A 14,034-nucleotide genomic window follows, 5' to 3' on the forward strand; every position below is an offset into this window, starting at 1 on the left:
CCAGAGCAGTTGCGGGGATATCGGTTAATTGGCGAGGAATATGTCTTGAACCCAGAACCGATCAGTCATCAACTGGGATTACGGTTAGAAGTGGCAGGAACATTACTGAATTTTTATCGTTTGAGTAATGGGGAGAAGCTACAGACTTTACCAGAAATGGCCCAGCAAGCAGCATTTGAGCGGCAACGGGCCGAACAAGCTGAGCAACGGGCCAAACGGCTGGCGCAACGTCTACGGGAATTGGGTATAGACCCCGAAGAACCCTGATCTCTCAAGCTGTTTTGAAGAGGGGGTATGGGTACTAGGGCCACCTAGATGTTAAGGAACCTGAGGGAAAATCTTGCTAGAATGCCTTCACGCGCTGCTGTGAACCTGCTCAGGACAACCTCCGCAAAGCAACGCGAGCTATCGGGTGATGGTTTCGTAATCATCGCCACCGACCAACAAAAACCAAGAGAGTCTGCTCACGGTTGACTGTGCCGTATATCCTTACAAATTGGGTGCTACCCAACGGGTGGAGGTACTTGTGTGCAGTATGATCACTGGTTCGGCTGCTACGCTGAGGAGAAGGGTGCGCCGGTAAAGAGACTGCTCCGTTAAAGCATCCACTTGAATAGAGGAGAGATTCAGATATCACAGAAAAATAAAGCAATCTTAGAAGAGGCAAATGCGGCTGTTGCTGAAGGCAACTATGAAGAATTTTTGTCGTTTTGCGCCGAAGACATGGAATGGACGTTTGTCGGCGACAGGACCCTTAAAGGAAAAGAAGCCGTTCGCCAATATATGGCAACGACGTACATCGAGCCGCCAAAGTTTACGGTTGATAACTTAATCGCTGAAGGTGAATTCCTCATGGTACTCGGCGACATAACATTGACGGACGAAGACGGGAAGGCGGTTCATCACTCATATTGCGATGTTTGGCGTTTTCGTGGCGGTAAGATTGTCGAATTAAAGGCTTTCGTCATCAAAACCGAGGTCTGACCTTGCCCCGAATTAGTGGACAGGGACCTTATGCTACCTGAGAGCAGGCCGCATCGTAACCTTTCTCAAACTCAACTGGGGGTAGCTAGCCCACCGTGGAAGGTAACCGTTGTCGGTTGTAAAACACTTCTAGCCACGCGGCTATGGTTGTACCAGCCGTGGCCCGACGTGGCCCTTGCTCTGGGCTGACTCACGCTCGTTTGAGCGTATCCAAGCAGCTCTCGGCGACAGCATTAGCCCAGCCCTTCGCCCGAGGGCGCATCCGGTTGGTCAATCCGGCGTGCGCCAAGCAAGCTCGCAACGCCCCACGCTTGTTTGAGCCACTGACGCCGAGCTGCAGCCGTGAGAGCCCTTGCTCTTTACTGGGGTCACGGTTTTCCCCGAGGGTTCGACGATACGAACGGCTTCAGCTTTTGGTTGCGGGGTCAAGATGCGACGTTGCTGGGTCGTCATGCGGACGTACTGCTGCTGTGTTAACGCTAGCGGAGGGTCCACTTTTTCAGGGGAAGGTCACTCAGTACGTCGAATCCCTAAATCGTCCTAGGCTAACTGCTGCTTGCTATACGTCACACCCTCGGATGTTATGGCTAAATGATTTCCTCGTGAGAAAGCTCCTCCTCAACAAATCATCGAACTTAACCTGAGTGTCCAGAACCCCAAGATTTACTTACCCCTATTTTCAGTCCAGTGTGCGATGGCTGTAGCCACTTCCATTAGAACCGAGCAAAAACCTGTAACGCCTTTCCAGACGGAATCCCGATGGCAATTTGGCTCGGTGAAAATAACCATCGCCGACCCTACCCTGGGGATAACGGTATTCAGTTTGAAGCGGCAACCCCTCAAGACTAAGAAGCGGCTTAGCTACCGACAAGAGATATTCATAAGCCTCCTAGATGGGGCTGTGGGCGCGTAGGAGTGGTGGGCCGGGGTTAACAGTTTTTAAGATGTAAGGAAAGCTGCAACCACGGGGACATCATGACGAAATGCTGGGGTTGGTTGGGATGGCTGCTTGTTGCCTGTGGCTGGCTGGGACGCCCAGCTTTAAGCCGAGAAGCCTTACCGCTGAATCAAATTAAGCTGCCACCGGGCTTCAAAATTAGCCTCTATGCCCCCGAGGTGCCCGGTGCGCGGTCCTTAGCCCTGGGTCCCAAGGGGACAATTTTCGTCGGTACTCGCGCTACGGGTAAGGTTTACGCCTTGGTGGATCAGGACAAAGACAACCAAGTTGACCGGGTTTACACCCTGGCTCAGGGCCTGAATATGCCCAATGGGGTTGCTTTTCGAGATGGTGCGCTGTACGTGGCGGAGATTAACCGGGTAATCCGCTTTGACAATATCGAAGCGCGGCTAGAGAACCCGCCCAAGCCCGTCGTCGTGAATGACAGTTTCCCCCGTGAGACCCAGCACGGTTGGAAGTTTATCCGCTTTGGACCCGAAGGGAAACTCTACGTCCCGGTGGGCGCACCCTGCAATATCTGTGAACGACAGGACGAACGCTATAGCTCCATCATGCGGATGAACCCGGACGGGAGCGGGCTAGAGGTCTTTGCGCGGGGTGTCCGTAACTCTGTGGGCTTTGATTGGGACTTGCGGACCAAGGAACTCTGGTTTACGAATAATGGGCGCGATATGTTGGGCGATAACACCCCGCCCGATACCCTCAACCACGCGCCCCGCAAGGGTTTACACTTCGGGTTCCCCTACTGCCACGCTGGGAATATCCCCGACCCGGAGTATGGCAAAAAACGCCCTTGTTCCGAATTCATCGGCCCTGCTCAGAAACTCGGCCCCCACGTCGCGGCTCTGGGGATGCGTTTCTACACTGGCACCCAATTCCCTACGGCCTACCGCAACCAAGTCTTGATCGCCGAGCATGGTTCTTGGAACCGCAGTCAACCGATTGGCTACCGACTCACTCTGGTCACAGTCCAAAATAACCGTGCGGTGAAGTACGAACCTTTTGCCGAGGGCTGGCTCCAGGGCCGTGAAGCCTGGGGACGGCCCGTGGATGTCCTAGTCATGCCCGATGGTGCGCTTCTGGTCTCCGATGACCAAGCTGATGTGGTTTACCGCATTACCTACAAGGCGACCTAACCCAGATTCTTGGCTGAAAAGCACGAAACTCCAGGTTATTCACCTAGAGTTTCACTTTCAGCCTCTTTTTAGGAAAGAGCTTAGAACAGGTAGGCCCAGCCCACTAGCTGATAGAGGTTATAGCCAGGAGAACCAACAAGGACATTGTTGTTGCTGTCAATATCCACGGCATAACCAAAGCCCATGGTCAGGGGTACGCCCGTCAAGGTGTCATACCGGATATCCCCAGGGAGCAACTTACTTTGTTCGGTCCAGGTCGTCCCGTCGCGCTTGAAGAGGTAGGCCGCCCCCACTTTGCCACCGGCTCCGTGGGCACCAACAACGAGGGTATTCACATTGATGGCAACACTGATCCCAAACTCATCCCCGCCCGCCTCGGTAGACAGCCCGTCACTGGCGGTCAAGATGGCCTGCTCGCTCCAGGTCGTGCCACTGCGGACAAAGACATAGACCTTGCCCTTGTAACCCGTGGCGGTGTAGGCTCCCACCACGGCGGTCTCCCCTGAGAGCGCGACACTGTAGCCGAAAGCATCGTTCGGGAGTCCATCGCTGGCGGTCAGGATGGCCTGTTCGCTCCAAGTCGCGCCACTGCGGGCAAAAACATACACCTTGCCTTGGTAGCCATTAGCCGGGTAAGCCCCGACAAGGATGGTGTCGCGGCGCAGACTGATGGCATAGCCGAAGTAATCGTACTGGTAGCCGTCAGTGGGAATAAGCTTTGCCTGTTGGCTCCAGACGCCCTGATTACGGACAAAGACATAGGCGGAGCCGGAGAAGGAACCCTTGGGGTCACTACGGTAGGAGCCGACGGCGAGAGTGTTGTCGTCGAGGGCCACGGTATAGCCAAAACGGTCAAACTCCGCCCGGTCTGCTGCAAATATTTGGGCCTTTTGGGTCCAGGTAACGACCCCCGCTGTGTCTTGGGTACGTTCAAAAACATACACCGCCCCAGTCCGGTTGTTGACCCCGTAGCTGCCCACCGCCAGGGTATTACCGTTGAGGGCCAAGGCACTACCAAAGAAGTCAAGAGGCCGACTATCACTCCCGCTTAACCGGGCCTGTTGAGTCCAGACGCCCTGGCGCCGGTTGAAGACAAACACGTAGGTCGGTAATTTATAGGCCGTGTTGACGCTCCGCAAATCGTAGGGGGCACCCACTACCGCCGTTAGCCCATCGATATCCACGGTGTAAGCGTACTGGTTGAAGTCAAACCCACCGAAGGGGACCAGCTTGTTTACAGAAGTCACTACTGGGTCAATCGTGACTGGGTAGACTGCATTCTGGTCCGCCACCACCAAGGCTAAACGTTGCCCGGTCAGGACCATTTCAGCGGGGAGGGTCTGACCACGGGCATCGTGGACGTAGAGCTTGCGATAGGCCAAGACGGACTGTCCCGTTCGGGTCTGGAAAGTGAGCCCACGCGTATCGCCCGTGGGCTGGAGATCGCCCACCAGGGCCATGGTCAGATGGAGGGGACCCGTCGCTGTGCCCTGGGGACGGCGGCTGAGGGTGAAACCCTGCTCTAGACCCTGGTCAGTATTGATGTACCACTCGGTTACTGGGCCGCGTTGGTAGCTGACCCGGTTCTCCTGGGCTTGGGCGGCGGCGGTGGGTAGCGTTTCTTGGCTACCGTAGCCGTAGCTCTCTACTTCTAACCCCCAAGTCCAATCGTCTCCCATGACCCGGATGCCCTGGTCAGTGAAGCGGGTCTGGAAGCCTTGGGCGGGGTTTGCCATGATCTGAGACTGGGGGGTGTCGCGGTAGGCCAGATACCGGGACTGGTCCACCGCGCGGTAGACGGCCTGGGCTAAGCCGGGGTCTTGGATGCGGGGGGAAGACTGTGGCGCGTTCACGAGGGCTTGGGCTACCCAGAGCAAAGCCAGCAATAAAAAAGTCGCCAACCACGGGAGCGGGTCGGGACGCGAGGCAGGATTAAACGTCGGAGTCAGGGTCATAAATTTTCCTCAGGTCAGCGCGGTTTACGGGAACCGGGCAAAGAAGTCAAGGACAAAGGAACTGCCTTCGCTATAGAACTGGTGCGAGGCGTAGCAGACGCGCAATTGGTCACCGATGGGCGTCAAGTCAGCGGCAAACCGCCCAGGAATGGAGAACTGCCAGGAGGGAGAACCGGGCGGTTGGATATAAAAGCCGTCCGCATCAATCCATTCATTAGTCACGAGACTTTGGTGAATCTGGAAGGAATCTCCCGGCTGTAATCCTGGTACCCGGGCAAAACGTAGGGGAAAGACGACCTGCTCGGGACGACTGAACAGGGCAGCGGGGACTCCCCGGCGGACCAAGTTTTCGTAGTTGTTACGCGCTTGGTTATTGCCCTCGGGACCGACCACGTCATCGTTTCTCGCCAGCATCCAGACGGTGGGAATGGTCGAGGACTCGAGGACTTGGTTGCGTCCGGCGGAGATGTAGAGCGCGGCAGCCCGGTAATTGTTGAGGTAGGAGATATAGGACGTGAAGGCTCCACCATTGGAGATTCCCATGCCATAGAGCGGGTCAGCCGCCGTCATGTAGCCCCGAAAAATCAGGGTCCGCAAGACCGATTGCACAGCTAGATAATCCTTATTTGTTGCTGGCGGGGTGGTGGAGTCCCATTTCTCATCGCCAAAGGCCCCGGCACTAGCAACAATGGCAAAGCCCGCCGCTATCGCATCATTCATAAAAAGGCGGTTCTCCACCGCTTCGAGGGCCGTCGTTACCCCGCCCCCCGCGCCGTGGAAGACCATCAACACGCCCCGGTGTCCGGTAGGCGGGAAGTAGTAGCCAACCGGAGTCTCGCCGGTAGGTCCGAGTAATTCGTAGGTGGGTTGCCAGGGCGTGAACGGGCGATAGGTCGCCTCAACCGTCATCGGGTTTGGGGCGTTGGTGGGGATGGTCAAGGTCGTCCGCCGCTCCCTGGGGTTCGCCACCAGCGTCGTGTCGCCGGTCCAGCCCGCAAAGATTTGACCAGGGGGTTCGGAGTTTGCCAGGATATCGGTAATCGTACCGGGCGTAAAATTCCCTTTACCACTCCCGTTGACGACCTCAAGCTTGATCGTCTGGGCGAGGACCGCTGGCATGAATAAGCACAGCGACCCGAGAAGAAGTAAAAATTTCCACGCTTTCATGGGAAACACCGACGCGCACAATCAGCCTAAGTCTATTGACCTTTCGGGTTAGGGTCAAGTAATCCTACGGAGTCTTCAAATTCAGGGAGCGAACAAGATGCCTCCAACCTCCGCCTCCTACCCCCACCCTCCCCCACCACGTAGTGGGGGTAGGGGGCGGAGGGGCCTCTTAACAAGGGTTAGCACCCTAACTGTCACGGTATTTTCTAAAGAATTCTAAGACCGCCAAACTGAATTCACTACTGAAGCGGTGCCCCCCGTAACATTCGTCGAGTTGGGATTCGATTTCGTACTGGAAGGCCAAGACAGACTTGGGAACGGCCCGTTCCCAGCCGGATTGCTTGGGTGGCCCGACCTGGAAATCCTGACTATCTAGCAGGCGGGTCCGCTTCAAGCTGTCGTAGATCTCCTGGGCTAAAGCTGGCGTAATACCGGGAATCCGGGCGAAACGTTCAGCCGTGACAGAGGCGGGTTCGTTGGTGAGGAGCACCGTGGCAATCCCCCGTACTGCCAAATAACGATGGTTCTCCTGGACATCCATGAGGGGCACAATCGGGTCATTGACTGCCCCGATGAAAAGCGTGGGCGGCATCCGGCGTTTGGCAAAGGCTGGGTCTACCCGAGGACCATTGGCGATAGCAATGGCTTTGAGATCAACCCCTAGCCCCAGTCGGGCCACAAAAGCCGCGCCATAGGAGTGCCCCAGGGCCAAGAGGGGCGTCTGGGCGGTGATGAGACCGGCTTGTTTGAGGTGGGCCAGCGTACCCTGGACGTGTTTGTAATCTAGGTTATTTTGAGGACGCAGATTCCAGATCCGTTCGCGGCGGTCGGTACTGTCGAGGGCAGCGATGGCATAACCCGCACCCACGGCTTGCCGTACAAAACGATGGTTCTCGACCAAGCGAAACCAGGAGTGCCCCGCCCCGTTGCGACCATGAAAAAGTAGAATCAAGCCCTGGAGTTGCCCCGCTGGGAAAGCGTAGTAGAGCTTACTGCCCTCAATCACGGTCTGGGTAACTTGCGGTGCCGGGGGCAGCGCGTCCTGCACCTGGAGTTGAGCCAGCGGCAGCTCATCCACCGTCGGTTCCTGGTCCTCAGCGGAGCCCCACAAATTACTACCCATGCCAACCATCACGACCACCACCCCCATGACGAGAATCCACCATCCCTCCACCTCACACCCCCGGCAGAACCAGCTGCGGTGCATGGAGGGTGCCATTGGGCAAGAGAGTCCCGAGGAAAATCGCCCCGTCAAGGTTAGCTCCACTCCAATCGGCCTCCGTCAAGTCCGCCCCAGTCAGGTCGGCCCCTTCTAGGTTGGTCCCCACTAGCTTGGCTCGACGTAAATTGGCTCCCCGCAGGATGGCATCCTTGAGGTTAGCCCCGCTCAGATCCGCCCGCCGGAGGTCCGTGCCACTCAAGTCGGGTTTGCGAGGACGCAAGCGGTTGGGGTCGTGGCCTGAGAAGTCCGCCCCGCGCAGGTTGGCCCCACTCAAGTTGGCCTGGGCTAGGTTACATTCCCACATCAGACAATCACTGAGGTTGGCTTGGGCGAGAACCGCCTGGGTAAGATTGGCTTCCTTGAGGTTGGCCCCGCTGAAGTTTACTTGAAAGAAATTGGCTCGCGCCATGTTTGCCCGATAGCAGTTGGCTTTTTCTAGATTTGCCCCGACTAAATCCGCCCCGCGTACCAAGGCTTGCTGTAGACAAACTTCGCGCATATTAGCGAAAACGAGGTTCACCTGTCGTAGATCAGCGCGGGTCAGGTCGGTACGGACGAAGGTTGCCCCGCCCATCACTGCATACTGAAGATGTGCCCTACTTAAATTAGCCCCCGTCAAGTCCGCACCGGGTAAATAGCAGCCAATCAGGTCCGCTTCGCTTAGGTCGGAGTCCATTAACGCCGACCAGCCCATGTTGGCCCCGCTAAGGTTGCTACGACAAATTTTCAAGTTACTCAGGTTTTTACTGGCGAGGTTGGAGCGGCGCAGGTCTACCTCAGTCAGGTCCGCACCCTGGAATTGGGTCTCGTTGAGCAGAGCATCCGTGAGGACAGCCCGAAAAAGGATGGCCCCCCGAAAGTCGGTCTTTGAGAGGTCTGCGCCTCTCAGATCGGTCTCGGTTAGATTGGCTCCTCCCAGGTTACGCCCACTTAAGTCAGCCCGTCGGAGGTCGGTTTGGGTCAAGTCTACGCCCTGGAGGTCCGTCCCTTCAAAGAACGCCCCGCGCAGGTTAGCCCGCATCAACTTGGCCCCATTCAAGTCGGTGTTACTGAGGTCCGCCCCACTCAGGTCGGCCTCCACTAAATCCGCCCCCCGCAAGTCCAATTGGGTCAGGTCCTGCCGGGTCAATTTAGCTCCCTGGGCAATGAAAAAAGCTCCCGCCGCAATCGCATCGAAGTCCGGGGGCCATTGGGTCGTCGGGTCAAAGATCGTCCCTTGCAGGTTAATCCCCTCCAAGCCCGTCGCACGCAAGTCCGCACCCCGGATATCGGCACGGCTCAAATCCGCCAGTTGCAAATTAGCCCCCCTTAGGTCTACCTGTCGCAAATCGGCTTGATTCAAGTTAGCCAAGTGCAGATCCGCACCGGGCGCAATCAGGTTGGCCTCAGCCCCCGCTGGGTCAAAACCCACGGGGAAGCGGGTTGCGTGGTCGTAGAGTGCACTCTGTAACTTCGTGTCTGTCAGGTTGGCTCCGTCTAAGTCGGCTCCCCGGAGATCGGCGCGGGTCAAGTCTGCCCCCGCCAAGTCCGCCCCGGTCAGGTCCGTTTTCCGCAAAAACGCCCGCGATAGCAACGCGCCTTGGAAGTTCGCCCCCGCTGCCGTAGCCCCACTCAACTCCGCCCCCGCCAGCCGCGCCTGCTGCACTTGGGCTTGGACTAAGTTGGCTCCCGGTAAACGTACCCCCGTCAAGTCGGCTCCCTGGAGATCCGCGCTGCCTAAGTTAGCCTCCTGGAGGACCGCCCCCATCAAATCGGCTCCTGTCAGCTTGGCCCCGCTCAGGTCTACTTCCGGTAAGAGGGCCTCCCGTAAATCAGCCCCTTGGAGATTCGCTCCGATCAGACAGGTCCCGTGGAACCGGGCTTCGCGTAGATTGGCATGGCTCAGGTCGGTCTCTTTCAAGTTCGCCTGGGTGATCTGGGCACGGGCGAGCTGGGCTTGGGCTAAAGAAGCCCCCGCCAGATCAAACCCGGTCATGTCTTCACCCCGAAAATCGCGCTCACCACTGGCGTAACGCCCCAACAGCCAAATTCCGCTCATGTGCCCTGCCAGATTTCGAGTCCCCCTTGGGGGTTGTCCACGTAACTCCACTCGCCTTCATGCCACTGCCCGACTCTGGGGCCGAAGGGGTTGGCGGTCCCGATAAATACCCCGTGGGGGGTGCTCACAATGTTGCGGATGCCAAAGTTGTAGCGATTGTCGAAGCCCGTGCGGGTGACGGGGAGCCAGTTTTCACCATCGAAGGTCCGCCAGATTTCGGCCCCGCCCCGACTGTCTACAAGGTTATTGACCCCTACCGCCGACAATATCCGCGAACCCCGCGTTTTTTTAATCTCTGGGCGGTTGAAGCTCAAGATGACGCTCCAGTCCAGGGTCCCCGCGTAGAGCCAACCTTGATGGATGCCCATGCGCCAGAGGTAGCCACAGAAGTAATTATTAAACCCAGCGTTGAGACCGCTGAGGGGTTGTTTGCCATCACGGGCATTGCCGACCACGATCTCCCAGGAGCCGTCGGGGTGGATGCGGAGAATCTCAGAGGCAGCGGGACCGACTTTATAGCGGTTGTCATAGCCGCCATTCTGGATGCCACCACCGATATAGAGCGCACCTTTGAAGGGGAGCATACTGATCACGCCCTGGTTGATACTGCCGCGTCCCGCCCCGCCCCGGATTAGGCGCGTCCAGTGGTAGGGGGGCTTACCCTCGGCGCGGGTCCGCCAGACCTGGAAGCCCTCTAGGGTGCCGCTCCCAGAGTAGAGGTAATCGCCAAACCCAGCGAGTTCATAGATGGTCACGTTGGAAGGATCACCGAAACCCGGTTCGTTGATGGCCCGCCATTCGCCCTTGGCTGGGTCGTCGGTCTCATAAATAATCGCCACCCCCGCGTCGTTGACCTTACCCCCAGAGGCGCCAGTGGGCGCAGTGTACAACTTGCCTTTATAGGGGACCAGAAGGCGAATGGCGGTGATGGGATAGCCCGACAGACCGGGCCGGGACACGGGTTCAAAGTGTTTGCCGTCCTCAGAGCGCAGGATCAAAGGTCCCCAGCCCTTAGAGCGCGACCAGGTGGCGACATAAATTACGGGTTCCAGGTCCGATTTGCCCTGGAAGACGACCATGGAGCGGTAGCCCAGATCCCGCGCAAACTCAGAACCATCCCGGCCCCGCACGATCGGTGACTGGTACACGCGCTCCCAGACTTCACTGATCGGTTCATACCGCCAAATCTCACCCCGCGCACAGGTCTGCTCAAACTCCGGGGAGAAGACTGGGTAGGGACAGTCCACGGGCCAAGTCTCCATCTTGACGGAGGGCATGGCGTGGCGCAGTAGGGCTAGGTTCGCCCGCCCGGTCCCCACATAGAGGTGGTTCTTAAACCAGACCATTGAGTAGGCGTAGGCGTTGTAGCCATCCCCAAAACCGTTGAGACTAATCTTGCGGAAATTCGCCATGCCCAAACCGGGATTGGGTTCGGGGTTGTGGATACGCATGACCATTACACCGCCGTCCTTGCGCTAGGGCAGGGGGTATTCAAAAAGTTTTGGATGGACATCACAAATTTCTCAGGTTGGGACAACGGGAAGAAATGACCCGCCTGGGGAATGAATTCAAACCGGGCCTGGGTCCAGAGTTCCTGGAGTTGTCGGGCGGTTTTGACCGCCATGGACTGCTCACCATAGACCGCTAACAAGGGCAGGGTCAACTGGGCTAAATCCGTTTGGGTAAAATCTTCGAGTGCAATAAAGTCCTGACGGGCACTGGTGGTATCCAGCAGTTTGATCCAGTGCTGGGCCGTACGTTTCCCGCCGCCGATGGGCAACCACTGGGCCAGAAGCTTAGGAAAAACCGAGGCATCCGACCCGCGCAACTGGAAGCGCATCACTTCTTCAAGCAATTGATACCCCGCCTCGTGACCCGCCTCATCAATGTGAATCCCCAGTTCTTTCAAGTTAGGGCCGAGCCGTTCCCAGTGGGGCCAGTCCTGGACCCGTTGTTGCGGTTGGAGGAGCCGGAGGCGCACATCCGCTAGTAACAAACTCGCCAACCGTTCGGGATGAGCCAGGGCCAGATGGAGGCACACCGACCCCCCGAAACTGTGACCCAGGAGATGGACCCGTTCCAGACCCAGGTGGTCTAGTAGGGCCAAAACATCCTGGGCCAAGACAGCAGGCGTGTAGCCCGTGGCCGGCATCCCACTCCGTCCATGCCCCCGCAGATCCACCATCGTCACCCGGTACTGGGCCGCCAAAGCCGGAGCTAGGTGGTACCAGAAGGCCAGGTTTGCCGCTAACCCGTGGACGAGCACCAAGTCCAGTGGCGGGGCCGTGGGATCAGGGCGTTCGTCCATCTGGAGGTAGTTGAGGGTAGTCTCTGGGAGGCGGAGGACGGGCATGTTACTCCATGTATCCGAGCATCTTCAGTTGGTCCATCAGCTTGGCGCGGTCATCGGCGGACATCTGGTCGCCTTCTTGGGCCGCCCGCTCCTCTAGGGTCGTGGGCGGACCGACTTGGATCGGACGGTCTGCCAACTCTTCCGGCTTGAAGAAGCTCTGAGCGACCTTGCCCTCAAAGTCCACCGGGACGGGTACGCCCAGGGAGTAGAGCAACGTCGCCGGGACATCCTCGACACGGTAGGGACCGACTTCAGCGGCATTAGGCATGACCCCGGCTCCCCCGGCCAGGAAAATCCCGTAGGGGTGGTGGGTGCCCACGGGCGCGTCAATCGGGACGACTAGGGGTTCAGCATTGCGGATCGAGAGGAAACCGAAGTTGCGGACGGTCATCGTCAAGTCCGGGGCATCGCTGAGGGCCACCCCCGAGTAGATGTCTTCGCGCTTCATGATCTCGACAATCAGCCGCTCGCCGTTGTCCGGGTCCACCATCGCTTCGAGGTCCTGGATCAGCTTCTCGCGGAAGGTGTCATATTCCTCAGGCTGTACGCCGGGGTCGCCCGGTTTTTCGGCGACGCGGATTTTAATGCCGTTGCTGGAGGGGGTGGGGCAGTAGGCCAGGGTCTTGTCCCAATCCAGGTAGGAGAACCAACTATCCTCCCGGCGTTTGGCGGCTTCGGAACCGTCGCTTTCCTTCCAGGTGAGGTAGCCTTTGTGACCCAAGTAGGTGTTGATGCGGACGACTTCGGCAGTATGAGTGAAGCCGTGGTCCGAGGCCATGAAGATCTGGGCTTCGGGACCAACCATCGTCACCAACCGCTCAATGTAGGTGTCCAGAGTGTTGAAGTATTGGAGGCAGTAGCTACGCATCCGGGCTTCCCACTCCGTCGGGTGCTCAGAGAGCAACGAGGGGTCAAGGAAGTTCCAGACGCGGTGCTGGAGCTTGTCGGTGCCGTCAAACATCACCGCCACCAAGTCCGGGTTATCCTCTTGGATCAGTTTCTCGGCGATGCGGAACCACTGCTCGTCGCGGCGGATGTGGTACAAGACCCACTGCTCTAGCTGTTCGTCGGTCATCTCGGCGATCACTTGCCGCTCATGCTCGAAGTCCCAGGCCAATTCCTTGGGGTCGAAGTTGGGCAACTCTTTGAGGCGTTCATAGAGCGTCGAGGGTAAAGTGTTGCGGCGCAGGTGCTTCCAGGAGACGAAGCCGGGGAGCAAGGCCCCGTTGATGGGCCGGGGCGGGGCGGTAATCGGGAAGTTGAGGGACAACACGGTGCGGTTGGCACGGCTCGCGATGGACCAAATCATCTCGGTCTTGACATCGCGGGCATCGTAGATCGTGAAGTAGACTTCGCCGCCCTTGTCCTCAAAGCGCACAAAGTCGTAGACCCCGTGGGCACCGGGATTTTTACCCGTCATGATTGAGACCCAGGCGGGCGGGGTCAGGGGGTTGGGGGTGGACTTGAGCCGAGCGCGGGAGCCTTCTTCCATAAACTTCTTCAAGAAGGGCATGGTCACGCCGATCCCCGGCAGGTCACTGGTCATGGGACCAAGGACTGTAAATGTCGAACCGTCCATACCAATGAAGAGAGTGCGGGTCATGGTTGTGCTCCGTCGAGTTTGGTGGATACAAAAGCAGCTAATTCACTCACACTCAGGTCGTCCACGTACCGTCCGTCATTCATCAACAGTTCGTGGAAGCCCATTTTTTGTTTGAAATACTCCTCAATCGAGACGATGAGTTGGATCACGTCAATGGAGGAGAATTCAATGTCCTGGGCCAGCTTGGAGTTTGCCCCGATGGGCTCGTCCAAGTCCAGGTCCCAGTCTTGAATCATGTCTTGGATAATGCCGATGATGGCGCGTTGGGCTTGGATTTTGGTCACGGTTGGCATGGTCTTAGCCTCATGAAAGAATAACTCACTCACACTTGAACTGGCAGAGGGCAAGGACTTCCGCCCCGTCCGACCAGAGTTGGACTGGGTAGGCGATCCCCGCGTGCTGGACAGTCAGCCCCTGGTCGCTAGCCTGGGTGATGAGCCACTGAGCGGGGTTGTGGAGTCCCAGTCCCGTCGCCTTAGCCACCGCTTCTTTAGCACACCAACCCGCAACCAGTAAACCGGGCTGCAAGAGGGCGGTCTCCGTAGGGTTGAAGGCCAACTGGTACCAGTCCGCCGCCCGAGCCACATCCGCCCGTTCGATATCCACCCCCACCCGGAC

The 14,034-nt window shown here is 57.9% G+C and carries 11 protein-coding genes and 1 pseudogene; 3 read left to right on the top strand and 9 right to left on the bottom strand.

Annotated elements, in window-relative coordinates; all coding sequences use genetic code 11:
• From HFM78_RS02695 to HFM78_RS02705, 3 genes and pseudogenes are all read left to right on the top strand, one after another.
• Window positions 1–267, top strand: a pseudogene (locus tag HFM78_RS02695) (Uma2 family endonuclease); the annotation flags it as partial.
• Between the two features lie 363 nt (window positions 268–630).
• Window positions 631–984, top strand: a complete 354-nt coding sequence (locus tag HFM78_RS02700) for a nuclear transport factor 2 family protein (protein WP_396033024.1) — start codon at window positions 631–633, stop codon at window positions 982–984.
• A gap of 975 nt (window positions 985–1,959) precedes the next feature.
• Window positions 1,960–3,078, top strand: coding sequence for a sorbosone dehydrogenase family protein (locus HFM78_RS02705; protein WP_287127878.1), 1,119 nt, complete (start codon window positions 1,960–1,962; stop codon window positions 3,076–3,078).
• 80 nt (window positions 3,079–3,158) lie between these two features.
• Here the strand turns inward: HFM78_RS02705 and HFM78_RS02710 are convergent, their stop codons facing one another.
• The 9 genes from HFM78_RS02710 to HFM78_RS02750 form a co-directional block, all read right to left on the bottom strand.
• Window positions 3,159–5,033 (bottom strand): FG-GAP repeat protein, encoded by a 1,875-nt coding sequence (locus HFM78_RS02710; RefSeq protein ID WP_287127879.1) that lies wholly within the window; start codon window positions 5,031–5,033, stop codon window positions 3,159–3,161.
• Between the two features lie 24 nt (window positions 5,034–5,057).
• Window positions 5,058–6,200, bottom strand: coding sequence for a hypothetical protein (locus HFM78_RS02715; RefSeq protein ID WP_287127880.1), 1,143 nt, complete (start codon window positions 6,198–6,200; stop codon window positions 5,058–5,060).
• A gap of 187 nt (window positions 6,201–6,387) precedes the next feature.
• The gene (locus HFM78_RS02720) at window positions 6,388–7,374 is read right to left on the bottom strand and encodes an alpha/beta fold hydrolase (RefSeq protein ID WP_287127881.1); all 987 of its coding nucleotides are present in this window, start codon (window positions 7,372–7,374) and stop codon (window positions 6,388–6,390) included.
• 1 nt (window position 7,375) lies between these two features.
• The gene (locus tag HFM78_RS02725; protein WP_287127882.1) at window positions 7,376–9,460 is read right to left on the bottom strand and encodes a pentapeptide repeat-containing protein; all 2,085 of its coding nucleotides are present in this window, start codon (window positions 9,458–9,460) and stop codon (window positions 7,376–7,378) included.
• Window positions 9,457–10,911 (bottom strand): hypothetical protein, encoded by a 1,455-nt coding sequence (locus HFM78_RS02730; protein WP_287127883.1) that lies wholly within the window; start codon window positions 10,909–10,911, stop codon window positions 9,457–9,459. Before HFM78_RS02730 ends, HFM78_RS02725 begins: the two co-directional genes overlap by 4 nt.
• Before the next feature lie 5 nt (window positions 10,912–10,916).
• Window positions 10,917–11,813 (bottom strand): alpha/beta fold hydrolase, encoded by an 897-nt coding sequence (locus tag HFM78_RS02735; protein ID WP_287127884.1) that lies wholly within the window; start codon window positions 11,811–11,813, stop codon window positions 10,917–10,919.
• Window position 11,814: 1 nt separating this feature from the next.
• Window positions 11,815–13,416 (bottom strand): alkaline phosphatase family protein, encoded by a 1,602-nt coding sequence (locus HFM78_RS02740; RefSeq protein ID WP_287127885.1) that lies wholly within the window; start codon window positions 13,414–13,416, stop codon window positions 11,815–11,817.
• Window positions 13,413–13,709, bottom strand: a complete 297-nt coding sequence (locus tag HFM78_RS02745) for an acyl carrier protein (protein WP_287127886.1) — start codon at window positions 13,707–13,709, stop codon at window positions 13,413–13,415. The genes HFM78_RS02740 and HFM78_RS02745 overlap by 4 nt, the downstream gene beginning before the upstream one ends.
• A 25-nt stretch (window positions 13,710–13,734) precedes the next feature.
• On the bottom strand, window positions 13,735–14,034 hold a 300-nt coding region (locus HFM78_RS02750; RefSeq protein WP_287127887.1), incomplete at its 5' end, for a 4'-phosphopantetheinyl transferase superfamily protein.

It is taken from the genome of Candidatus Cyanaurora vandensis (genome assembly GCF_013285555.1).
GTDB lineage: Bacteria > Cyanobacteriota > Cyanobacteriia > Gloeobacterales > Anthocerotibacteraceae > Cyanaurora > Cyanaurora vandensis.

Excerpts from the sequence above, each read along its gene's own strand:
- HFM78_RS02715 (WP_287127880.1), bottom strand. The coding sequence starts at position 6,200 with ATGAAAGCGTGGAAATTTTTACTTCTTCTCGGGTCGCTGTGCTTATTC.
- HFM78_RS02745 (WP_287127886.1), bottom strand. The coding sequence starts at position 13,709 with ATGCCAACCGTGACCAAAATCCAAGCCCAACGCGCCATCATCGGCATT.
- HFM78_RS02725 (WP_287127882.1), bottom strand. The coding sequence starts at position 9,460 with ATGAGCGGAATTTGGCTGTTGGGGCGTTACGCCAGTGGTGAGCGCGAT.
- HFM78_RS02705 (WP_287127878.1), top strand. The coding sequence starts at position 1,960 with ATGACGAAATGCTGGGGTTGGTTGGGATGGCTGCTTGTTGCCTGTGGC.
- HFM78_RS02740 (WP_287127885.1), bottom strand. The coding sequence starts at position 13,416 with ATGACCCGCACTCTCTTCATTGGTATGGACGGTTCGACATTTACAGTC.
- HFM78_RS02730 (WP_287127883.1), bottom strand. The coding sequence starts at position 10,911 with ATGCGTATCCACAACCCCGAACCCAATCCCGGTTTGGGCATGGCGAAT.
- HFM78_RS02735 (WP_287127884.1), bottom strand. The coding sequence starts at position 11,813 with ATGCCCGTCCTCCGCCTCCCAGAGACTACCCTCAACTACCTCCAGATG.
- HFM78_RS02710 (WP_287127879.1), bottom strand. The coding sequence starts at position 5,033 with ATGACCCTGACTCCGACGTTTAATCCTGCCTCGCGTCCCGACCCGCTC.